The following is a 21,308-nucleotide window of genomic DNA, read 5'->3' as shown; positions in this document are numbered from 1 at the left end:
TCATAGTGTTGAAAATACACAATAATTTGGTTGTTAAATTGTTATAGTTAGTTTACTTTTGCCGCACTAAAATAATCAACGAAGTGTCAAATCATAAAAATGTCAACGCGTTAACCGCTGGTGGGGTTCTAATTAGTTTGGGAATTGTATTCGGCGATATTGGTACATCACCATTATATACCTTAAATGCAATTTTTACCATTATCCTTGGCGGTAAACAGGATATCAATCCTACCAATGTGCTCGGAGTATTATCTTGTATCATTTGGACGCTAACCCTGCAAACCACCGTAAAATATGTGATTATTACCTTACGTGCCGATAACAAAGGTGAGGGGGGGATTTTTTCTTTGTTTTCGCTTGTGCGTAAAAAAGCTAAATGGCTAGTCGTTCCGGCCATTGTGGGTGGTTGTGCCCTGCTTGCCGATGGTATTATCACACCGAGTATTACCGTTACTTCGGCAATTGAAGGTTTGACCAAGAAATTCGATGTACAGGTTATTCCGATTGTATTAATTATCCTCACTGTTCTTTTTATTATTCAGCAGTTCGGTACCAACCTGGTTGGTAAATTGTTCGGACCGGTAATGTTTGTTTGGTTTGGTGTATTAGGGGTTTTAGGTGTATCTTTTATTGTTAAAGATTTTAGCGTTTTAAAGGCATTTAATCCATATTATGCTATTCATTTACTGGTAACCAATAAGCTGGCTTTTTTGATTCTCGGTGGGGTATTCTTATGTACAACAGGAGCCGAGGCCTTGTATTCAGATTTAGGCCATTGCGGAAGAAACAACATCCGCATCAGCTGGATTTTTGTAAAACTCACCCTTATTCTTAACTATTTAGGGCAGGGTGTTTGGATTTTGCACAACAGCACCACCTATGTTCCGGGAGCTAAAATGAACCCTTTCTTTCAGATTGTTCCCGATCAGGTTCAGATCCCGATGGTTATATTGGCAACAATGGCTGCTGTAATTGCCAGTCAGGCTTTAATTAGTGGGTCATTTACTTTAATATCTGAGGCCGTTCGTTTAAACCTTTGGCCAAAAATCAAAATTATTTATCCTTCCGTTTCTAAAGGACAGCTTTATGTTCCATCTATTAACTGGATGCTTTGGATTGGCTGTTGCGGTATTGTTTTGCTTTTCAAAAAATCAGAACAAATGGATGCAGCCTATGGCTTGTCTATTACAATTGCCATGTTAATGACTACCATTTTGGTTAGTTTTTACTTAAGAAGCAGGCGTTTCCCTAAATACCTGATTGCTATTTTCTTCTTTACTTATGTAATTATTGAAGGTACTTTCCTGATTAGTAATTTAACTAAATTCTTGCATGGAGGTTGGGTAACGGTATTAATCGGATCGCTTCTGTTTACCATTATGTGGAGTTGGTTTGTAGCGCGTAAAATTAAAAACCGCTTTGTTAAGTATGTAGAAATTGAAGATTACTACCAGATTTTGAGCGAATTGAGCAGTGATGAATCTGTGCCTAAATACTCTTCTCAGCTGGTATATTTAACCAGTGCCAATTTCAAAACCGAGATTGAGTCGAAAATTATTTATTCCATTATTCAGAAAGAACCAAAACGTGCAGATGTATATTGGTTAGTGCACGTTGATGTAATGGACGAGCCTTATACTTTGGATTACAAGGTTGAATTCCTGATTCCTGGTAAGTTGATCAGGATCGATTTTAAATTAGGTTTCCGGATTGAGCAACGTGTAAACCTGCTTTACCGTAAGGTGGTTGAAGAGCTGGTTAAGAACGGTGAAATTGATATTACAAGTCAGTACACTTCGTTAAACAAGCATAAAATTGCAGGCGATTTTAGGTTTGTTCTTTTAGAGAAACACTTATCTAAATTTACTAAACTGAGCTTCTACGAGCGCTCAATTATGGACTATTATTTTATCCTCAAAAGATTAAGTTTATCAGAAGAACGCAGTTTTGGTTTGGATAGCAGTTATGTGGATGTAGAGAAAGTACCACTGATCTTTGTTACGCCTGATGATATTGAACTGAATAGACTACCAGTTTAATGAGCAGGAACCTGATTATTCTGCTGGCTATAATTTTGTTTATTGCGGGGCCTGTAGCAAAGATATATCACCTGAATCACGCAAATAATTACATGATAGCATCTGGTTTAGGCTTGATAATAATAACCGCTTTAGCTTTTGTTAAGAAGAAATAAATGTAATCCTCTTTCTATTATGGAAAGAGGATTTTTTGTTTAAACATGAAATTTATCGTCGTTCCATTTACTGGGATTGTTGATGATATAATTGGAGATGTTTTGATATGTTCTTTCATCACGGATGATATGCTCGTAATAATTCCGTTGCCATACCTTACCCATTGTTTTGTTTTGCGATTTGAATAATCACAGGCATTCGTTTGAAACGATTGATTTATATGCGCCAATAATATCGGAAATTGTCGGGTTTAGTGTGTTTTCTTCTTCTTGTGCGACCCTCGCGTTCGCCCCGACATCTGACAAGACGATAATACCGTGCATATGATTCGGCATTATCTGAAAAACATCAAGTTCGAAATTTGAAAATCTATGCGCTAATTTGATCCATTCATCATAAGCAAGCCTTCCTAATTCATTTAAGATCATTTTATCGTCTGAAACTTTCCCAAATCTACGGAGCCGCTCTTCGCAACAAATGGTAATGAAATAAGCTCCTGCTTTTGAGTAATCATAACCCTTTAATCTGATCGATTTCCGATAATGTATTAGAGGATTATACTTCATGATATTTAGTGCTCAGTCTGTGCCAGCTTACTATGCTTGTACCCATAAGCAAAATAAACAACCAGGCCTACAACCAACCAGATACCAAAACCAATCCAGTTCGAAATACCCAGTTCGCACATCATGTATAAACAACTAATTAACCCTAATGCCGGAATTAATGAAAGGTTTTTGGTAATGCAATAGAAGGTGATAACTACGCAGATAATCAGAAAAATCCACATAGGGATTTTGTGTTTAAAGAGGCTCCAACCACTTTCGTATTTCTTGTCGATACTAACCTTCGAAGCTGCAATAAACTGCTCATAGCGATCGCCCGGTAATGCGCTTAGGTAAGATTCTGCATCCACTTTCTCGGCCAGAATGATTTGCGGAGAAGCATTTTGAACAATTTCTTCCTTAACAATTTTAAGCTCTTCGCCATTTAAAGAGGTAACAAAATTTACCGTTTCCACAGTTTTTGGCGAGTTAAGAAAGAAAGCTTTGGTTTCTTTTCCGTATTGTGTAAATGCGAAGATAATGCTCGCAATAAATATAACCGGAACGATGAATTTACTGTTTACATACGGGATCTTGAATTTTCCACGTTGTACATCAGGCCTGTTTTGAAGTACCAAAACACCAGCACAAACCAATACGAAAGCGAAAAGTGTTCCGATAGAACAAAGGTCGGTAACGATGGTGAGGTTCATGAATAGTGATGGAACTGCAACTACAAAACCTACCACAATAGTAGCAAATGAAGGTGTTTTATATTTTGGGTGAATTTTTGAAAATGATTTCGGTAACAGTCCGTCTCTGCTCATACTCATCCAAATACGTGGTTGACCCATTTGAAACACCAAAAGTACACTTGCCATAGCAAAAACAGCACTAACAGCAATAATACCGCTCATCAATTTAAGATCGATCTGATCGAAAACAAAAGCCAGCGGATCGCCTACAGCCAAAGTATCAGACTTTACAATACCGGTTAGAACCAGCGCTATAGCTACATAAAGAATGGTACAAATAATAATGGCCCACATCATACCTCGAGGTAAATCGCGTTGTGGGTTTTTACACTCTTCGGCTGTTGTAGAAATGGCATCGAAGCCGATGTAAGCAAAAAATACGGCAGAAACACCCTTCAATACACCCGAAACACCGTTTGGTGCAAAAGGATTCCAGTTTTTAGTATCGACATAAAATATACCTACCGCCAGTACCAATAAAATTACGGCTAGTTTAACAACAACCATGGCATTACTGGCATTGCGGCTTTCTTTCATTCCGCGGTAAATTAGCCAGGTAATCAGGATGATAATGGCTAAAGCCGGAAGATCGGCTACCAGGTGGAAACCGCCAATTTTTGGCGCAGTAAGCCATGCATTATTGGCAAGCGCTGTTGCCGAATCTAAATCGGCTAAATTTTTGCCTGCGGCCAATAGGGCTTCTGCATGTTTATGGCCATTGTAAGCACTGAGGTAATCCATCGTCATCCAGTCTGGTACGTGGATGCCGTCAATCCCTAAGGGGGGTATTTTTATCGTAGAAAGTAGTCCTGTAAAGTAATCAGACCAAGATATGGCTACGGTAATGTTCCCGATGGAGTATTCCATAATGAGCGACCAGCCAATAATCCAGGCCACCAGTTCACCAAAAGCAACGTATGAATAGGTGTAGGCACTGCCCGAAACCGGTACCATTGATGCAAATTCGGCATAAGCAAAAGCTGCAAAACTACAGGCAACTGCAGTAAAAATAAACAGGAAAATTACCGCCGGACCGCCATCTGCGCTGGCTTTGCCAATCGTACTAAAAATGCCAGCACCAATAATAGCTGCAATGCCAAAGGCAGTTAAATCGCGTACACCGAGGGTTTTATGTAAAGTGTTTTCGTGGTCGCCATAGCCTTTTGCCGCATCTTGTAATATCTTGGAAATGGATTTCTTTCTGAATAGCTTTTCGAACATTTGTTGTTTGATTGTTTCTTCAAACTTATAAAAAGTTTGGCTAAAAACATTTAAAGCAAGATATAAATTTCATTACACGCCAATTGCGAATAAAATGCCACCAAAATGCTGATGTTTTATGAAATTAATGTCAAAAAGTTCAATTATTTGCTCATCATAAGCCTTTATTTGATTGGCATAATTTTAAGCAGTGCCAAAGCAGTAATTTTGCTCACTTCAATCTTCAAGAGGGATTTGCATACATAAAATTTTGTTTGATTGGAATATAAACAGCTACAATTTTATCTTTTATGAATACAGGTACTTTAGACATTAAATACATTAAAGAACATCATCAGGGGATAGCCACCATACTGGCTTTTGCCCTGATTCCCCTGTCGGGATTTGCCACCGATATTTACATTCCATCTCTGCCAACTATGGCAGGTGAAATGCAGGTGAGCAACGTTCAGGTTCAGCTTACGCTAAGTATATTTCTGATCAGTTATGGTGTTGCGCAGCTGTTTATCGGCAGTGTGCTCGATAGCTTTGGCCGCTATAAAATCGGTTTGTATTCGCTGTTGATTTTTGCCGCTGCCAGCCTCATTATTGCCAATACGCACAACATCTATCTGATTTACTTAATGCGGATTATACACGGGCTTACCGTTGGGGCAATAGTGGTTGCAAAGCGCGCCTATTTTGTCGATCTTTTTGAAGGCGACCAGCTTAAGCATTACCTCAGTTTGTTTTCTATCATCTGGTCAACCGGGCCAATTGTTGCACCTTTTATTGGAGGCTATCTGCAAACGGTTTTTGGCTGGGAATCTAACTTCTATTTCCTTGGTGGTTTTGCCCTGGTTTTTGCTCTGCTTGAGTTTTTGTTCAGCGGCGAAACTTTGAAACATTTTACCGATTTCCAGTTGAAGAAAATAGCCAACATTTATGCCACTATGATTAAAACCACCAGCTTTACTTTAGGGATTGTTATGCTTGGACTGGCTTATTGTATGGTAATGGTTTACAACATGACAGGGCCATTTATTATTGAGCACCATTTGCACCTTTCACCTGTAATTGCAGGATATAGCTCACTGGTATTGGGCTTTGCTTGGATGGTTGGCGGTTTTATTGGAAAAGCCACCATTAACCGTCCGTTTTTCAAGCGTTTGGCCATTAATTCAGTTTTGCAGCTGGTATTTGTGGTATTAATGATGCTGAGCCTTAACTTTATCAGTAACCTTTACTCGTTGATCTTTTTTGCCTTTATTATCCACATTGGGGCAGGTTTTACTTTCAACAACTACTTTACCTTTTGTTTGAGTAAATTCCCTAAAAATGCGGGGATTGCAGGTGGTTTAACCGGAGGGATTACTTATGTTATTGTGTCGTTTTTGAGCTATGCTGTGGTAAGCCTGGTGCCGGCTAGGGATGAACGCAACCTGAGCTATAGCTATTTGATTATGATTGTAATCTCATTAATCGTCATGTTTATGATTTTGAAAGTAAGAAAAAGAGAAGTGGCGGATTAAGGCAACCAAATTTTCAAATTTAAACACTAACAAAAAGTCGTAGCGAATGCTACGACTTTTTGTTTTTTTGAGTGGAAACGCTTTTACCTTCAGCCTTCCACCTTTAAACCTTTTACCTTGTTCTATCCCAGTTTATCCAGTTCACCTTTTACAAAGCTGGCCAGTTCTTTTACATATTCGGCGCTAAAGTCGAATTTAATTCCGGCAGTTTCATAAATCTCGTTCATTGGTTTAGTGTAACCCAAAGCCAGTGCGGCCAGATATTGGTCTAATGCTTTTTCAGGGTTTTCCTTGTAGTTTTTCCAAACCGCAATGGCACCTAGCTGGGCAATTGCGTACTCGATATAGTAAAAAGGAACTTCGAACAAATGCAGCTGTTTTTGCCAGATATTGCCGAATTGTTGCTCCAAGCCATCCCAGTTGGCAAAGCCCGCACCAAAGCGGTTATAAATCTGCTTAAAAGTTTCTTCACGGTCTGCAGCAGTATGGTTAGGGTTGGTGTAAATCCAGTGTTGAAACTGGTCGATTACCGCTACCCATGGCAATGTTTTTAAAACATCGGCCAGCTGTTCCTTTTTAGCGCGGATTAAATCTTCCTCGTTATCGAAATAAACATCCCATTTATCCATAGAAATTAATTCCATGCTCATTGAGGCCAGTTCTGCCACTTCCGACGGACAATGTTTAAAATCGTTCAATTCTAAATTGGCCGTTAAGAAGGTATGAACAGCGTGCCCTCCTTCGTGTACCATCGTGGTTAAATCGCGGAGCGAGTTGGCCGAGTTCATGAAGATAAATGGTGCTCCGGTTTCGGCCAAAGGATAGTTGTATCCGCCAGGAGCTTTGCCTTTTCTGCTCTCTACATCAAAAAGGTTGTTGGCTTTCATGGTTGCCAGTTTTTCGCCCAGTTTAGGGTCGATGGCGTTAAAGCAGGCAATACTTTTGTCAATTAGTTCTGCGCCGTTGTTGAAAGGCTTTAATGCAGCCTTACCACTTACACTCACCTCTAAATCCCATGGTTTTAAAGTATCTAAGCCCAGTGCTTCCCTGCGTTTCTCAGCTTGTTCTTTCAAAATCGGAACAATCTCTTTCTCAATGGCGTTTGCAAAGTCGTAGCAATCTTGCGGGGTATAATCAAAACGGCCTAAAGCCTGAAACATGTAATCGCGGTAATTTTCAAAACCTGCATTCAGGGCCACCTGATTACGTAGTCTGATCAGTTCATCAAACAAGATATTTAAATCGTCTTTATCAACAAGGCGACGCTGCTGGATGGTTCTGAAAGCATTTTCGCGCACTTCGCGGTTTAAATCTTTGACCAAAATAGAAGCCTGCTCCAACGTATATTCCTGGCCATTAATTTCTACGCTCATGGCGCCTGTAATGCTCTGGTACTTCTGTTGCTTAACCTGCAGTTCGGTAAACAGTTCGATATTTTCTTCGCGGAAAAGTTCCAATGCCTTTTTAACCGACCTGTTATAAACGAAATATTTTTCCTTATCGAGTTCATCCATAAACGGACTTTCAACAAATTTCTTGTTTAGCTCGTTAGATAGTGGCGATATTTTCGGCGAAATTTCAGTAGCGAAATATTGAAAACTTTTAACCAGTTCTTCGTTGGCCGTATCGCAGCTCATTTTGATGTAACGCCAGGCAAAATCTTCCTCTAAAGCAGCCTCAAGCTCCGAACGGTCTTTTAGCCATTGCACTAATTCTGCATTGCCAGCAATGTTTCGGTTTTGCAATTCATCAAAAATAGGGGCCAGGCTTTCCCAGGTAATGGTTAAATCCTGTGGAATATATGTTCTTGGTTTTTTGGTGATGATCATGGTTAGTTTAATTATTGAATTAGAGAGTTGTTGAATGAAAGAATAGGAGTTGAGCGATTTAATGCAAAACTCAATCATTTCGTCATTCAAAATTCACTCATTTTTTATTGTTTAATTATTGAATGACTGATGGAATAGTGATTGAATTTGATTAGTTACAAAAAGCATTTAATCATTCAAAATTCTCTCCTTCACTCATTTCTATTTATGTCTCAAATACGCGTCTATTAAAAAGCAAATGGCAAATACTACCGAGGCATAACCATTTAAGGTTTGAAATGCCCGGTTTACTTTGCTAATGTCGTTTGGTTTTACAAGCAGGTGCTGATAAATCAACATAGAGCAGAAAAATACAATTCCTACATAATAAACCCAGCTAAATTCTGTAAAGAATACGGGTAAGATTACGCAGACTGCCGAAAATACATGCAGCAAAACCGAAACGTTCAGTGCATTTTTTATGCCAAGAGCAGATGGAATAGAATGTAATTTTTCTTCGCGGTCGAAATCTTCGTCCTGCAATGCATAAATGATATCGAAACCACTTACCCAGAACAACACGGTTAAAGAATATAAAACCGGAACCAAAGCAAACTGACCGGTTACAGCGATATATGCCCCAATTGGTGCCAGCGATAGGCCCAGACCTAATACCAGGTGGCACAGTGCCGTAAACCTTTTGGTGTAACTATAAAATAATACTACAAACAGGGCCACCGGCGATAAATAAAAACAAAGCGGATTAATAAAATAGGTAGCAATGGCAAATAATACGCAATTGATGATCACAAAAGTGAGCGCTTCATTTGCCGAAACTTTCCCTGCAGGGATATCGCGCATTTTAGTACGTGGGTTTTTGGCATCGATATTCCGGTCGAGGTAGCGGTTAAAAGCCATGGCCGAGTTGCGTGCAAAAACCATACAGAGCAAAACCAATATTAATTTGTACCACGAAAAGGGATTATCGGTGGTAGTTACACCCAAAAAGAATCCGATCATGGCAAAAGGTAATGCAAAAACCGAGTGTGCAAATAATACGAGTGAAAAGTATTTTTTCATTTATTGGTAATGGTTAACTGTTATTATTGGTTCATAGTCGATGGTTAATGGCAGGTTGTAAATTACAAATGAACCAATGACCAGTGAACTATTGAACCTTAAAACCGCTTATAATCCGTAGGGACTACAAAATCATTATTTACTTCATGGATGAAGTTCAGCACTTCTTCTTTTCCCAGGGCTTTTTCGGCCGAAGTGATAAAAGTTGCCGGAATTTCTTCGAAAAATTCACCCAGTTTACGTTTAAAGCCTGCCACATTTTTTTGTGTGGTGGTCATGCCTTGTTTATCGGCTTTGGTAAAGATTAAAGAAAAGGGAATTTGTTTTTCGCCCAGCCAGTAACAAAATTCAATATCAATTTGTTGCGGCTCCAAGCGGCTATCGATCAAAACAAAAACGCATTGTAAGCTTTCTCTTTTGGTAAGGTAAGCGCGGATAAATTTTTCCCACTTTTCGCGACTTGTTTTCGAAACTTTGGCATAACCGTAACCCGGCAAATCAACAATATACCAGGCATCATTAACCAGAAAGTGATTGATAAGCTGTGTTTTCCCCGGACGTTGAGATGTTTTTGCCAAACCATGCTGATTAACCAACATGTTGATTAATGAAGATTTACCCACATTAGAGCGACCAATAAAGGCATACTCGGGCATTGTTGGTGGCGGCAAAGCCGAAACCTGGGTGTTGCTGCATATAAATGCTGCTGTTTTGATAACCATGATGCAAAGGTAATAATTAGTTTTGAGTTGGGGGGTTGGAGTTGGGAGCTTGAATTTACCGAGGTCAACGCTTCGTAAAGTTTATAGGAATCACTAAACTGCAAACTCTAAACTCCCAACTGCAAACTCTTTTCTCTATCTTTGCCACATATCATGAATCAGAATATCACTCCATATCAGGTAGCAGATGCAACCAAAAAAGAACAGGTTGCAACCATGTTCAATAATATTTCGGGCACTTACGATTTTTTAAACCATTTTCTTTCACTGGGCATTGATGTGCTTTGGCGCAAAAAGGCCATTAAAGAACTCGTTTCAATCCACCCGAGAACAATGCTTGATGTCGCTACCGGAACGGGCGATTTTGCTTTTGAAGCCATTAAAAAGCTTCATCCCGAAAAGGTAATCGGTGTTGATATTTCTGAGGGTATGCTCGAAGTAGCCAAAAAGAAAATCAATGAGCGCAGTTTAAACGAAGTTTTTTCGGTTCAGGTTGGCGATTCGGAAGGCTTGCATTTTGACGATCACACCTTCGATGCCATTACCTGTGCTTATGGGGTGCGTAATTTCGAAAACCTGGAAAAAGGTTTGGCCGATATGTACCGCGTGCTTAAACCAAATGGAAAAATGGTGATACTCGAATTTTCGAAACCCAAAGTTTTTCCGGTGAAGCAACTTTATAGTTTCTATTTTAAACAGGTAACTCCTTTTTTCGGTAAACTGTTTTCTAAAGATCACCGGGCTTATACATACCTGCCCGAATCGGTGGCGGCTTTTCCCGATGGAGAAGATTTTACGGCACTGATGCAAAAAATTGGTTTTAAAAGTACCAAACACAAAAGTTTAACGTTTGGAATAAGTTCGATATATACCGGAACTAAATGATAAAAAAATTAAGCCTCATTCTTTCACTCTTTAGTATTTCTACAGCCGCTCTTGCTCAAAACTGGGGTGGTGGTATAGATGATGAGGACTGGAGTTTTGGTTTTAATTTTCAATACATTTCGGCAGAATATAAAATCCTCAAAAAACAGAACTGGCGGGCGCCTTTTTACGAGGTGCCCAACAGCAACGGCGTTTCTTACGATCCCGCTTCGGGTACAATGGTTACCAATTCGTTAAATTCGATTTCGAGCAAACCTTCGCAGGGCTTCGGTTTGGGTTTTGTGATGAACAGGAATATTTCCGAAAATTTCGATATCCGCTCTACACCTTCACTCATTTTTAGCGATAGGGTTGTGAGTTACGAATATGTGCCAACCGATCCGGTTAATGTGGGCAATGGGCAAACCAAGAATTTTCAAACCCTGGTTGATAAGAAAGTGCAGGCTACCATGTTCGAATTTCCGCTGGGTATTAAAATCAAATCGAACCGCTTAAATAATTTCAGGGCTTACTGGCTGGGTGGTGCAAAATATTCGATCGATATTGCCTCCAAAAAGAAAACTTTTGATGAAGGCGAAAGCGCGGTAAACAAATTGCTCAAAAACGAACGGAATTACCTTTCGTACGAAACGGGAATCGGTTTTGACCTTTATTTCGAGTATTTTAAAATGTCGCCCGAAATTAAAGTGTCGTATTCTACAAGCGATATACTGAAGCACGACGATACCGCTTATGCTAATCCGATCGATAAGTTGAAATTGCGTCAATTCACGTTCAGTTTGATTTTTCAATAGTCTTTAACATTCAAAAAAACTTATCTTTGTCTACGTAGGTAGATTAAACTGGTTTTTAACCGTAAAGTTTACCGTGACTTAAATTCATAAATATGTCTAAAATCGCATTAATTACAGGTGCAACTTCTGGTATTGGTGAAGCTTGCGCACATACATTTGCCCAACAAGGATACCACTTAATACTTTTGGCCCGCAGAGAAGAAAGACTGGCCAAAATAGCCCATCATTTGGCAGATAAATATGCGATTGAAATTAAACAGGTTATTGCCGATGTGCGGAGTAAAGAAAGCTTAACTACTGCTTTAGAAGTTTTACCAGCCGAATGGAAAAAGGTAGATGTGCTGGTGAATAATGCAGGTTTAAGCCAGGGATTAGACCCGATTGATAAAGGCAATACCGACGATTGGGATACGATGATCGATACCAATGTGAAGGGATTGCTTTATGTAACCAAAATTGTTTCCAACTGGATGATCCCGAACCAATCGGGACACATTATTAACATCGGTTCTATTGCAGGTAAAGAAGTTTATCCAAATGGAAATGTATATTGTGCCAGCAAACATGCCGTTGATGCACTGAGCAAAGGAATGCGTATTGATCTTTTGCCACACGGTATTAAGGTTACCGAAATTAATCCGGGCATGGTAGAAACCGAATTTTCGGTGGTGCGTTTTAAAGGTGATGAAGACCGGGCAAAAAAGGTTTACGAAAACCTGGAGCCATTAATTGCCGATGATATTGCCGATGCAATATGGTACGTGGTAAGCAGACCTAAGCATGTAAACATTAACGATATGCTGATTATGCCAACTGTACAGGCAACAGCAACAATTATAAATAGAGGTTAGTCAGGTTAACTGTATAAACTGTTTAAATTGGTTAATTGCTCAGGCGCCTAACCTTTGAAACCGTTTAAATTGATAAACTGTACAATTAACCGATTTGAACAAATAACCGATTAACCATTTAAAAGAAAATGATATCAACAACAATAGATCAGGAAATAAAAAAAGCCATGTTGGCTAAAAACAATGCACAGTTAAGAGGTTTAAGGGCAATAAAGGCTGCTTTACTTTTGGCTAAAACCGAAAAAGGTTCTTCAGAAGAAATTACAGAAGAAACTGAGCTTAAAATCCTTCAGAAACTGATTAAACAACGTCGCGAATCGGCAGATATTTATAAACAGCAAAACCGTGAGGATTTGTATCAGGTAGAAGAAGAAGAAATTGCAGTAATTAACCAGTTTTTGCCTAAACAATTGGATAGGGAAGTGGTTGCAGCAATTATCGAAACGGTAATCAAACAATCTGGCGCTACATCGGTTAAGGATATGGGGAAAGTAATGGGCATGGCGAACAAAGAACTTGCCGGTAAAGCCGATGGTAAATTGATTGCCGAAATTGTTAAAGAGCAACTAGCCTAGTTTGAAGGTAAAAGCAGAAAGATTACAGCTGAAAGACCAAAGCTTATAGCGTGTTTACCGCTTGCCGATTTTATGCTTTACGCTTTGCAAAAGGCATTTTTAGACCGTTTTGGATTTTATTTCAGAAAAATGGCAAAGAAATGCAAAAATTTAATTTTACTCTACTAACTTAGTAGCACAGTACCATCCTATTTATATATATGACATACCAGGTAATAGAAGAAGACGGATTTAAATACATCGAAGCTGGAAAAGGCGAAACGCTGGTATTGCTGCACGGCCTAATGGGCGAATTGAGCAATTGGGAGCCGGTTATCGATCATTTTAAAGACCGCTATCATGTAGTAATCCCGATTTTGCCGATATACGACTTACCCATTTTAACGCTTGGTGTAAAGGCGCTATCGAGGTACCTGCATCGGTTTTTGAAATTCAAGAACTTAAGTCAGGTAGTGCTGGTAGGTAACTCCCTTGGTGGCCACGTAGGTTTGGTATTTACAGTTGCCCATCAGGAATTTGTTAAGGCCCTGGTTTTAACAGGTAGTTCTGGTTTATACGAAAATGCTTTTGGAGGTTCTTTCCCACGCAGAGAGAGCTACGATTATATTAAAGAGAAAGTAGAATTTACCTTTTATGATCCGGCTACGGCAACCAAAGAGCTGGTTGATGACGTATTTAAAACAGTTAACGATAGATCGAGAGTAATTCGTATCTTAACCATGGCAAAATCAGCTATACGCCATAACATGGCCAAAGAATTATCGAAAATTACCATCCCGGTTTCGTTAATCTGGGGAAAAAACGATAAAGTTACGCCACCAGAAGTGGCTGAAGAATTTCACGAACTGTTGCCCAATTCTGAGTTGAACTGGGTTGATAAATGCGGACATGCACCTATGATGGAGCATCCCGGAATATTTAATGCTTTTTTAGAGAAATTTTTAGACAGGATATTGTTAAAATAATGTTTGCTCAAGAAATCATATCGAAAGTTATACCAACACTGAGAAGCGATGACACGGTGCAAAAGGCTTTAGATCGGATGAACGATTTTAAACTAAAGCACTTGCCGGTTGTTAACGAAACCGCTTTTTTGGGCCTGGTAGCAGAAGATGATTTATTGAACATTCATAACCACGATACCCTTTTAAACAATGCATCGGTAAACCTGCTTAATGTATTTGTACAGAGCGATGCACATACCTACGATGTGATCAGGCTGCTGAGCCAGTTAAAGCTTACAGCTGTTCCGGTTTTAGACCAGCAGAAAAATTATGCAGGTATAATTCCCATCAGTAATGTGGTTGATGCGGTTGCCCAACAGTACGCTGTAAATGAGCCAGGTGGCATTATTGTACTCGAAATCAGTAACCGCGATAACTCACTGGCACACATTTCGCAAATTGTAGAAGCCGATAATGCACAAATTCTTTCTTCTTACGTGAATTCTTTTGCAGATTCTACACGTTTAGAAGTAACATTAAAAGTAAATAAAACTGAAATTACTTCATTGGTAGCTTCTTTCGAAAGATATGATTATCAGGTAAAAGAGGTGTACAACAACACACAGATTGATGATGGGTCGCAGGAGCGTTACGATTCGTTCATGAATTATTTAAATGTATAAACCTACTTTATGAGGATTGCAATTTACGGGAGAGATTTTAACGATACGGTTTTGCCGTACGTTCAGGAGGTCTTTAATCATCTGGCCGAACACCATATCCAGCCCGTTTTATATTCGAAATTCAAAACTTCACTACAAGGCAAAATTAAACTGCCCGAAAATACTGTTATTTTTCATAACCATAGCGAGTTAAAAGAACAGGCCGATGTGCTGCTAAGCCTTGGGGGCGATGGTACGCTGTTAGATACTTTATCGCTGATTCGCAATTCGGGTATTCCCGTAATCGGGATCAATTTTGGTCGCCTGGGTTTTCTGGCCAGTATCAATAAAAATGAGATAGGGGATGCGCTGCAAGCCCTGATCAATAAAGAATATACTTTAGATACCCGCTCACTGCTTACCTTAGAATCGGAAAACGGCTTGTTTGGCGAAGAAAACTTTGCCTTAAACGATATTACCATTCACCGCCGTGATAATTCGGCCATGATGATTATTCATGCCTCTATGAATGATGAGTTTATTAACTCTTATTGGGCTGATGGGTTGATTATCGCCACACCAACAGGCTCTACCGCTTATTCTTTGAGCTGCGGTGGCCCGATTATTTATCCCGATTCTGAAAATTTTGTGGTTACGCCTATTGCGCCGCACAACTTAAATGTAAGACCGGTAGTAGTGCCTGATGATAATAAACTCTCGTTTGAGGTAGAAGCCAGGGAATCGAAATTTCTGGTTTCATGCGATAGCCGTACGGTAACAGTAGAGCGGTCGGTAAAAATTACCATCAGAAAAGCCGATTTTTGTGTAAATCTTATCCGCCTTAACAATGAAACGTATTTAAACACGTTAAGGAATAAATTATTATGGGGAATCGATACCCGTAACTACTAGATATGACGCCAAATAAACCACTCTTCCTTATCCTCTTATTTCTTTTGGGCGGACAGCTTGTTCGTGCACAGGAAGGAGAGCCTTCATGGGAGCTGGGTTTAATGGCAGGTGGAGCAGGTTACATGGGCGATCTGAACCAAAACAACCCCTTGCAAATTAGTGGTTTTTCTGGTGGAGCCTATGTTAAACGCAATTTTAACCAATACCTGGGGGTACGCTTAAATTATACTTACGGCCAAATACAGGCTAAAGATTCCGAATCAAACAATGCCCAGTTCAGGGAACGAAACCTGCAGTTTAAAACAGCTTTAAACGAATTTAGCGGGATAGTAGATTTTAACTTCTTTAATTTTAATATTGGCGGTGGAACCCGGCAGTTTACACCTTATCTGTTTACAGGTGCCGGTTTTGTAGTGTTTAAACCAACAGTAAAAGTTGATGGGGAGAAATACCGCTTAGACAGGCTGGCTACCGAGGGTCAGGAAAATGGCTACAAGAATGTGGTTTTAACCATTCCGTATGGATTGGGCTTAAGGTACAATTACAAAGATACCTGGAGTGTTTTTACCGAAATAGGCTACCGCACTCCGTTTACCGATTATATCGATGATGTAAGTGGACGCTATCCCGATAACCCCGTAATCAGGGGAAATGGGCAGAACCAGGTTAATTTATCCGATCCTTCTGTTAACCAAATCGGATATCCCGGTACACAAAGAGGCGATTTTAGAAAAAGGGACACTTATCTATTTGTTAGTGTTGGCATATCTTTTACCTTTGTATCCTCAAAATGCTATTCCTTTTAAGCTGATTTTGACATAATTAATGGGATTTAAAGAACAAATAGACTATAGCCGCCTGCCAAAGCACATTGCCGTAATTATGGATGGCAACGGAAGATGGGCAAAAGGCCAGGGAAAAGTGCGGGTTTTCGGACATGAGCAAGGTGTACTTTCTGTAAAAGATATCGTAGAAGGCTGTGTAGAGGTGGGTATTGAATACCTTACCCTGTATGCCTTTTCTACCGAAAACTGGAACAGGCCTAAAGAAGAGGTAGATGCTTTAATGCAGATCCTCATTTCGACCATCAACAACGAAACCGAAACACTTAATAAAAATAATATTAAGCTTAATGCCATCGGCAATATCGAATCGTTACCGCAAGCCTGCATCAACGATTTAAAAGAAGCCATGGATAAAACAGCCCACAACGAAAAATGCACCTTAACGCTGGCGTTAAGTTACAGTGCCAAGTGGGAGATTTTAGAAGCAGCCAAAAAAATTGCTGCCGAAGTTAAAAACGATACCATTTCTTTGGCCGATATAGATGAAAACTTGTTTTCTTCGAAGTTAACAACAGTAAATATCCCCGATCCGGAGTTAATGATCAGAACAAGTGGCGAGCACCGGATTAGCAACTACCTGCTTTGGCAGATGGCTTATACCGAGTTTTATTTTACTGATGTTTTGTGGCCGGATTTCAGGCGCGAAGATCTTTTCGAGGCCATTGTAGACTATCAAAAACGCGAACGCCGTTTTGGTAAAATTAGCGAGCAATTAAACTAATTTTTCTTTTAACACTTTTTAACAAGCGTTTAAACTAACTTAGCACCACTTTTATACGATAAATGAAACCATAACAGGGTAACGGTTTAAAGAAATATTTGCTTACAAAACACTGTTACCTTCGTGGCCATTACTGAACAAATTATTTTAATGAAAAGAATATTTCAAGTTTTAATCCTACTAGTTTTAGCCGCTCCGGCCTTTGCTCAAATACGTCCACAAGGTCAGGCGCCGGCAACCCCCTCTTTAAAGGTTGGTGGCTTAGATCTCGATTATTTTAGTCCAAAAGAATATATCATTGGTGGTACCACAGTAACCGGAACCCAATATTTAGATAAAGAAGTTTTAATTACCCTTTCTAAATTAACCAAAGGGGATAAAATTGTGCTTCCGGGTGAGGCAACTTCTGACGCGATTAAAACGCTTTGGGCACAGGGCTTATTTGATGATGTAAAACTTAACATCGAAAAATTTGTTCAGGATTCAGTTTATTTTGAAATCGAAGTGGTTGAGCGTCCGCGTTTAAGCTCTATCGATTTGAAAGGAATCAGTAAATCGCAAAGAACCGCTATTCAGGAAAAACTTAACGATAAAACCGGTAAAATTGTAAACGATAACTTATACAATACCACATCGGCCATTGTAAAAAAATACATGCTGGATAAAGGCTTTTTCTTTACCACCATCGATTATAAAACCCGTAAAGATCCGAATGCCGAAAACAGTGTTGTTTTAGAAGCCAACATTAACAAAGGAAGCCGCGTAAAAGTACAGCATATCGATTTTACCGGCAATACAGAATTTAAATCTGCCAAGCTTAGAAAATTCCTTAAAAACCCTAAGCAATTTGCCTGGTGGCGTTTCTGGGGCTCTGGAAAATTCTCAAAAGAGAAATACGAAGAGAACAAGGTAAAAATGATCGGCAAGATGCAGGAAAAAGGTTACCTGGACGCTACGTTATTAAAAGATACCATTTACCAGTATAACAAAAAAAGGGTTAACATCCGCATGGACCTTTACGAAGGAAAGAAATACTATGTGGGTAGTGTAAGCTGGGCAGGTAATGCCATTTATCCGGATAGTATTTTAAATAAAGTATTAACCATCGAAAGAGGTGATGTATTTAGCGAAGAGCGTTTAAACAAAAAATTAAACGGTGGTGGCGAAAACGGTGGCGATATCAATAGTTTGTATACCGATAACGGTTACTTAACTTTCAACATCGATCCGGTTAAAACCATTCGTGGCGATACGGTAGATGTAGAGCTTCGCATGTACGAAGGACCGCAATACACCAACAACCGCATTACTTTAAAAGGTAACACCATTACCAATGATAAAGTGGTACTGCGTGAGATCCGCACTAAGCCGGGACAAAAATTTAACAAAAGCGATTTAATCCGTACCATCCGTGAGATTGGTCAGTTGGGTAACTTCGACGAATCTAAAACTGTTCCAACACCGCGCCCTAACCCGGCCGATGGTACTGTGGATATCGAATATGCAGTTGAGGAAAAACCTTCAGATCAGATTGAGCTTTCAGGTGGTTTTGGTGGTGGCCGTATTATCGGTACCCTGGGCTTAACTTTCAACAACTTCTCGTTGCGTAATTTGTTTAACTTAAAAGCATATAAACCACTTCCAAAAGGAGATGGACAAAAATTAAGCTTACGTGGACAAACCAACGGTAAATATTATCAATCGTACAGTTTCTCTTTCTCTCAACCTTGGTTTGGTGGCGAGAAACCGGTAAGTTTTGGTGTAAGTGCATTTACTTCACTACAATCAAACGGTTTAAGTTCTGATAATGCTTCATTCCAGAAAATCCGTTTAAATGGTGTAACCGTAAGTTTGGGTAGAAGATTAAACTGGCCGGATAACTATTTCCAGTTAAGCCATGCCATTAACCTGCAACAATACATTTTAAATAACTATGCAGGTTATTTGTTCAGCACCGGTACTTCTTACAACTTAAACTTATCACAAGAGATTAGCCGCGATTCAAGAGATTCGCCGATTTTCCCGAAATCAGGTTCGTTCCTGCGTTTCACTATTCAGGCTACGCCACCATACTCGTTGTTTAACAAAACCAACTATGCTACGGCATCTGATAAAGAAAAATATCGCTTTACCGAATACCACAAATGGAAATTCGATTCGCAGTGGTACCAACGTGTAGTAGGTAATTTGGTGATCAAAGCACAGGCACAGTTTGGTTTCTTGGGTCAGTATAACAAAGCAGTAGGCCAATCAGCATTCGAGCGTTTTAAACTGGGTGGTGATGGTATGCAAGGTTTCGATTTCTTACAGGGATCAGAGCTAATTGCGATGCGTGGTTATTCAAACAATACGGTTATTCCGGTAGGATCTGATCCGAGCATTGCACAACAATCAGGTAGCCCGATTTATACCAAATATGTATTAGAGGCACGTTACCCGGTTATTGCAAGTCAGCAGGCAACAGCATTTATTTTAGCCTTTGCAGAAGGTGGTAACACCTGGAACAGGTTTAGCGATTTCAATCCGTTCAATATCCGCAGATCAGTAGGTGTGGGTGCACGTATCTTTTTACCGATATTTGGTTTACTGGGTATTGATTATGGTTACGGTTTTGATGCTATCCCAGGCTTACCTGATGCGAACAAAGGACAGTTCCACTTCAGTATCGCACAACAATTAGGTGGATTTTAATTGATAAAAAGTAAAAAATTAACTAATTATGCAATAAATCATTGCAAGTTGAGTTTAAACAAAGCTTAGGTTATTAACGATATCATTAAACACACACACAAATGAAAAAGTATCTTTTTATCGCATTCCTGCTTTGCACATCTTTCGGTGCCTTTGCACAGAAGTTTGCTTATGTAGACACGGAGTATATTTTAAAACATTTACCGGAATATAAATCGGCTTTGAGTCAGTTGGAAGTGGCTTCTAAACAATGGCAGCAACAGGTAGATCAAAATTTCTCTGAAATTGACAGGATGTACAAAGCTTACCAGGCAGATCAGGTTTTATTAACCGATGATATGCGCAAGCGCCGCGAGAACGAAATTATTGAAAAAGAAAAACAGGCTAAAGAATTTCAACGTTCTAAGTTTGGTCCTGACGGAGATCTTTTTCAGAGCAGAAGTAAGCTGATTAAACCCATACAGGATAAAGTTGCAGATGCCATTAAACAGATTGCAAAATCTAAGTATCTGGATTTCATTTTTGATAAGAGCAGCGAAGCAACCATGATGATTTATGCAAGCAGCAGTTACGATGTAAGTAATGATGTAATTGTAAAATTAGGTTACAAACCAGGGACTGTAAATAATTAGTATATTCGGCCCTTTGAATTTAAGGAACAAACAATTAGAAAAAATAAAAAAAGTAAAATAGAACGATGAGAAAGTTAATTAACGTATTCTTTGTAGCAGCAGGTTTATTGTTTACAGCGAATATGGCAAGTGCTCAACAAAAATTAGGGCACATTAATTCTGAAGAGGTATTTGCAAATTTACCTGATGCTAAAGCAGCTCAAACAACTTTAGAAACCTTGGGTAAACAAAAACAAGCTGATATTGATGCAATGATCAAAGAATATCAGACAAAATTGAAAAACGCACAAGACAAAGAAAAAACTTTAAGCGAGGCTAACAAAGAAACTGTAGGTAAAGAATTACAGGTTGCTGGTCAGGAATTACAGGATTTAGAGAAACGTATCACTGATGCTCGTACAAAAGCTTCACAAGATATCGGTACTAAACAAGGTGAGTTATTCCAGCCAATCCAGGCTAAAGTTGCAACTGCAATTTCAGCTGTAGCTAAAGAAAAAGGTTTAGCTTACGTTTTCGATATCGCAAACGGACAAGGTGGTAACAACCTGGTTTTCTGGGAAGGTGGTGATGATATCACAGCTGCAGTTAAAACTAAATTAGGTATTACAGCAACTGCTGCAAAACCAGCTGCACCTAAAAAGTAATACTGAGTCGGGAGTTCGGAGTTAAAAGTCTCCTTCCCAGTTCAAAAATATAAAGCGGAATTAAGTTTAACTTAGTTCCGCTTTTTTGTTTTAACGCGTTTACCCAATACTTCCTGGATTCGTCCTGCTGAACTTGTTTCAGCATCTCAAATGAAATCATTATTAGATGGTAATAACCTCGAGGGAATGCATACTAAATAGTTTGTAAGCTGAGGGTTAATTTATTTCATAAAATCAATATTTGTCATTGCGAGAAGGTTTTTTCAGCCGACGAAGCAATCTTACAACGATCGCTAGTTGAAATTAAAATGA

Annotated in this window: 20 protein-coding genes; 14 read left to right on the top strand and 6 right to left on the bottom strand. The window is 39.3% G+C overall.

The window, feature by feature from the left end; translation table 11 throughout:
* The first annotated feature begins 83 nt into the window (after window positions 1–83).
* Window positions 84–2,042: a KUP/HAK/KT family potassium transporter gene (locus HWV58_RS17325; protein WP_175635297.1), complete on the top strand. Its 1,959-nt coding sequence runs from the start codon at window positions 84–86 to the stop codon at window positions 2,040–2,042.
* A gap of 194 nt (window positions 2,043–2,236) precedes the next feature.
* On the opposite strand, the gene HWV58_RS24625 is transcribed toward HWV58_RS17325, so the two are convergent.
* From HWV58_RS24625 to HWV58_RS17315, 3 genes are read right to left on the bottom strand one after another with little or no spacing between them, the layout of a single operon-like run.
* Entirely contained in the window at window positions 2,237–2,362 is a 126-nt protein-coding gene (locus tag HWV58_RS24625; RefSeq protein ID WP_262890332.1) for a transposase, read from the bottom strand.
* Window positions 2,363–2,386: 24 nt separating this feature from the next.
* On the bottom strand, window positions 2,387–2,764 hold the full coding sequence (locus HWV58_RS17320; RefSeq protein WP_217707019.1) for a transposase: 378 nt from the start codon (window positions 2,762–2,764) through the stop codon (window positions 2,387–2,389).
* Window positions 2,765–2,769: 5 nt separating this feature from the next.
* On the bottom strand, window positions 2,770–4,719 hold the full coding sequence (locus HWV58_RS17315) for an amino acid permease (protein ID WP_175635296.1): 1,950 nt from the start codon (window positions 4,717–4,719) through the stop codon (window positions 2,770–2,772).
* 290 nt (window positions 4,720–5,009) lie between these two features.
* On the opposite strand from HWV58_RS17315, the gene HWV58_RS17310 reads away from it, so the two are divergent.
* On the top strand, window positions 5,010–6,230 hold the full coding sequence (locus tag HWV58_RS17310; RefSeq protein WP_175635295.1) for an MFS transporter: 1,221 nt from the start codon (window positions 5,010–5,012) through the stop codon (window positions 6,228–6,230).
* A gap of 122 nt (window positions 6,231–6,352) precedes the next feature.
* On the opposite strand, the gene HWV58_RS17305 is transcribed toward HWV58_RS17310, so the two are convergent.
* The 3 genes from HWV58_RS17305 to yihA all read right to left on the bottom strand — a co-directional run bounded on the left by HWV58_RS17305 (window position 6,353) and on the right by yihA (window position 9,840).
* Window positions 6,353–8,059 (bottom strand): M3 family oligoendopeptidase, encoded by a 1,707-nt coding sequence (locus HWV58_RS17305; RefSeq protein ID WP_175635294.1) that lies wholly within the window; start codon window positions 8,057–8,059, stop codon window positions 6,353–6,355.
* 201 nt (window positions 8,060–8,260) lie between these two features.
* Window positions 8,261–9,118, bottom strand: coding sequence for a UbiA-like polyprenyltransferase (locus tag HWV58_RS17300; RefSeq protein ID WP_175635293.1), 858 nt, complete (start codon window positions 9,116–9,118; stop codon window positions 8,261–8,263).
* 98 nt (window positions 9,119–9,216) lie between these two features.
* Window positions 9,217–9,840 carry a ribosome biogenesis GTP-binding protein YihA/YsxC gene (gene yihA / locus HWV58_RS17295; protein ID WP_175635292.1) on the bottom strand — a complete coding sequence of 208 codons (624 nt, stop codon included), beginning with the start codon at window positions 9,838–9,840 and terminating at the stop codon, window positions 9,217–9,219.
* 153 nt (window positions 9,841–9,993) lie between these two features.
* Here yihA and ubiE point away from each other — a divergent pair, with 153 nt between their 5' ends.
* From ubiE to HWV58_RS17235, 12 genes are all read left to right on the top strand, one after another.
* Complete coding sequence (ubiE, locus tag HWV58_RS17290; protein WP_175635291.1) at window positions 9,994–10,725, top strand: bifunctional demethylmenaquinone methyltransferase/2-methoxy-6-polyprenyl-1,4-benzoquinol methylase UbiE; 732 nt, start codon at window positions 9,994–9,996, stop codon at window positions 10,723–10,725.
* Complete coding sequence (porT, locus tag HWV58_RS17285) at window positions 10,722–11,519, top strand: type IX secretion/gliding motility protein PorT/SprT (protein WP_175635290.1); 798 nt, start codon at window positions 10,722–10,724, stop codon at window positions 11,517–11,519. Before ubiE ends, porT begins: the two co-directional genes overlap by 4 nt.
* A gap of 92 nt (window positions 11,520–11,611) precedes the next feature.
* The gene (locus HWV58_RS17280; protein WP_175635289.1) at window positions 11,612–12,370 is read left to right on the top strand and encodes an SDR family oxidoreductase; all 759 of its coding nucleotides are present in this window, start codon (window positions 11,612–11,614) and stop codon (window positions 12,368–12,370) included.
* A gap of 128 nt (window positions 12,371–12,498) precedes the next feature.
* Complete coding sequence (locus tag HWV58_RS17275) at window positions 12,499–12,945, top strand: GatB/YqeY domain-containing protein (protein WP_175635288.1); 447 nt, start codon at window positions 12,499–12,501, stop codon at window positions 12,943–12,945.
* Between the two features lie 200 nt (window positions 12,946–13,145).
* A complete protein-coding gene (locus tag HWV58_RS17270; RefSeq protein ID WP_175635287.1) occupies window positions 13,146–13,910 on the top strand; it encodes an alpha/beta fold hydrolase in 765 nt (254 codons plus the stop codon).
* Complete coding sequence (locus HWV58_RS17265; RefSeq protein WP_175635286.1) at window positions 13,910–14,572, top strand: CBS domain-containing protein; 663 nt, start codon at window positions 13,910–13,912, stop codon at window positions 14,570–14,572. The genes HWV58_RS17270 and HWV58_RS17265 overlap by 1 nt, the downstream gene beginning before the upstream one ends.
* A 9-nt stretch (window positions 14,573–14,581) precedes the next feature.
* On the top strand, window positions 14,582–15,463 hold the full coding sequence (locus HWV58_RS17260) for an NAD kinase (RefSeq protein WP_175635285.1): 882 nt from the start codon (window positions 14,582–14,584) through the stop codon (window positions 15,461–15,463).
* 2 nt (window positions 15,464–15,465) lie between these two features.
* Window positions 15,466–16,269 carry a type IX secretion system protein PorG gene (gene porG / locus HWV58_RS17255; protein ID WP_175635284.1) on the top strand — a complete coding sequence of 268 codons (804 nt, stop codon included), beginning with the start codon at window positions 15,466–15,468 and terminating at the stop codon, window positions 16,267–16,269.
* A gap of 19 nt (window positions 16,270–16,288) precedes the next feature.
* A complete protein-coding gene (locus HWV58_RS17250; protein ID WP_124559542.1) occupies window positions 16,289–17,029 on the top strand; it encodes an isoprenyl transferase in 741 nt (246 codons plus the stop codon).
* A gap of 150 nt (window positions 17,030–17,179) precedes the next feature.
* The gene (gene bamA, locus HWV58_RS17245; protein ID WP_175635283.1) at window positions 17,180–19,720 is read left to right on the top strand and encodes an outer membrane protein assembly factor BamA; all 2,541 of its coding nucleotides are present in this window, start codon (window positions 17,180–17,182) and stop codon (window positions 19,718–19,720) included.
* A gap of 101 nt (window positions 19,721–19,821) precedes the next feature.
* Window positions 19,822–20,352: an OmpH family outer membrane protein gene (locus tag HWV58_RS17240; RefSeq protein WP_175635282.1), complete on the top strand. Its 531-nt coding sequence runs from the start codon at window positions 19,822–19,824 to the stop codon at window positions 20,350–20,352.
* A 65-nt stretch (window positions 20,353–20,417) separates the two neighbouring features.
* Window positions 20,418–20,996, top strand: coding sequence for an OmpH family outer membrane protein (locus HWV58_RS17235; RefSeq protein ID WP_175635281.1), 579 nt, complete (start codon window positions 20,418–20,420; stop codon window positions 20,994–20,996).
* Window positions 20,997–21,308 lie beyond the last annotated feature (312 nt).

This window comes from Pedobacter ghigonis, assembly GCF_903166585.1.
Classification (GTDB): Bacteria; Bacteroidota; Bacteroidia; order Sphingobacteriales; family Sphingobacteriaceae; genus Pedobacter; species Pedobacter ghigonis.
The sequence above is the reverse complement of the archived record's forward strand: the minus strand, read 5'-3'. Positions and strand labels throughout refer to the sequence as shown.

Excerpts from the sequence above, each read along its gene's own strand:
- HWV58_RS24625 (WP_262890332.1), bottom strand. The coding sequence starts at position 2,362 with ATGGGTAAGGTATGGCAACGGAATTATTACGAGCATATCATCCGTGAT.
- HWV58_RS17320 (WP_217707019.1), bottom strand. The coding sequence starts at position 2,764 with ATGAAGTATAATCCTCTAATACATTATCGGAAATCGATCAGATTAAAG.
- HWV58_RS17315 (WP_175635296.1), bottom strand. The coding sequence starts at position 4,719 with ATGTTCGAAAAGCTATTCAGAAAGAAATCCATTTCCAAGATATTACAA.
- HWV58_RS17310 (WP_175635295.1), top strand. The coding sequence starts at position 5,010 with ATGAATACAGGTACTTTAGACATTAAATACATTAAAGAACATCATCAG.
- HWV58_RS17305 (WP_175635294.1), bottom strand. The coding sequence starts at position 8,059 with ATGATCATCACCAAAAAACCAAGAACATATATTCCACAGGATTTAACC.
- HWV58_RS17300 (WP_175635293.1), bottom strand. The coding sequence starts at position 9,118 with ATGAAAAAATACTTTTCACTCGTATTATTTGCACACTCGGTTTTTGCA.
- yihA (WP_175635292.1), bottom strand. The coding sequence starts at position 9,840 with ATGGTTATCAAAACAGCAGCATTTATATGCAGCAACACCCAGGTTTCG.
- ubiE (WP_175635291.1), top strand. The coding sequence starts at position 9,994 with ATGAATCAGAATATCACTCCATATCAGGTAGCAGATGCAACCAAAAAA.
- porT (WP_175635290.1), top strand. The coding sequence starts at position 10,722 with ATGATAAAAAAATTAAGCCTCATTCTTTCACTCTTTAGTATTTCTACA.
- HWV58_RS17280 (WP_175635289.1), top strand. The coding sequence starts at position 11,612 with ATGTCTAAAATCGCATTAATTACAGGTGCAACTTCTGGTATTGGTGAA.
- HWV58_RS17275 (WP_175635288.1), top strand. The coding sequence starts at position 12,499 with ATGATATCAACAACAATAGATCAGGAAATAAAAAAAGCCATGTTGGCT.
- HWV58_RS17270 (WP_175635287.1), top strand. The coding sequence starts at position 13,146 with ATGACATACCAGGTAATAGAAGAAGACGGATTTAAATACATCGAAGCT.
- HWV58_RS17265 (WP_175635286.1), top strand. The coding sequence starts at position 13,910 with ATGTTTGCTCAAGAAATCATATCGAAAGTTATACCAACACTGAGAAGC.
- HWV58_RS17260 (WP_175635285.1), top strand. The coding sequence starts at position 14,582 with ATGAGGATTGCAATTTACGGGAGAGATTTTAACGATACGGTTTTGCCG.
- porG (WP_175635284.1), top strand. The coding sequence starts at position 15,466 with ATGACGCCAAATAAACCACTCTTCCTTATCCTCTTATTTCTTTTGGGC.
- HWV58_RS17250 (WP_124559542.1), top strand. The coding sequence starts at position 16,289 with ATGGGATTTAAAGAACAAATAGACTATAGCCGCCTGCCAAAGCACATT.
- bamA (WP_175635283.1), top strand. The coding sequence starts at position 17,180 with ATGAAAAGAATATTTCAAGTTTTAATCCTACTAGTTTTAGCCGCTCCG.
- HWV58_RS17240 (WP_175635282.1), top strand. The coding sequence starts at position 19,822 with ATGAAAAAGTATCTTTTTATCGCATTCCTGCTTTGCACATCTTTCGGT.
- HWV58_RS17235 (WP_175635281.1), top strand. The coding sequence starts at position 20,418 with ATGAGAAAGTTAATTAACGTATTCTTTGTAGCAGCAGGTTTATTGTTT.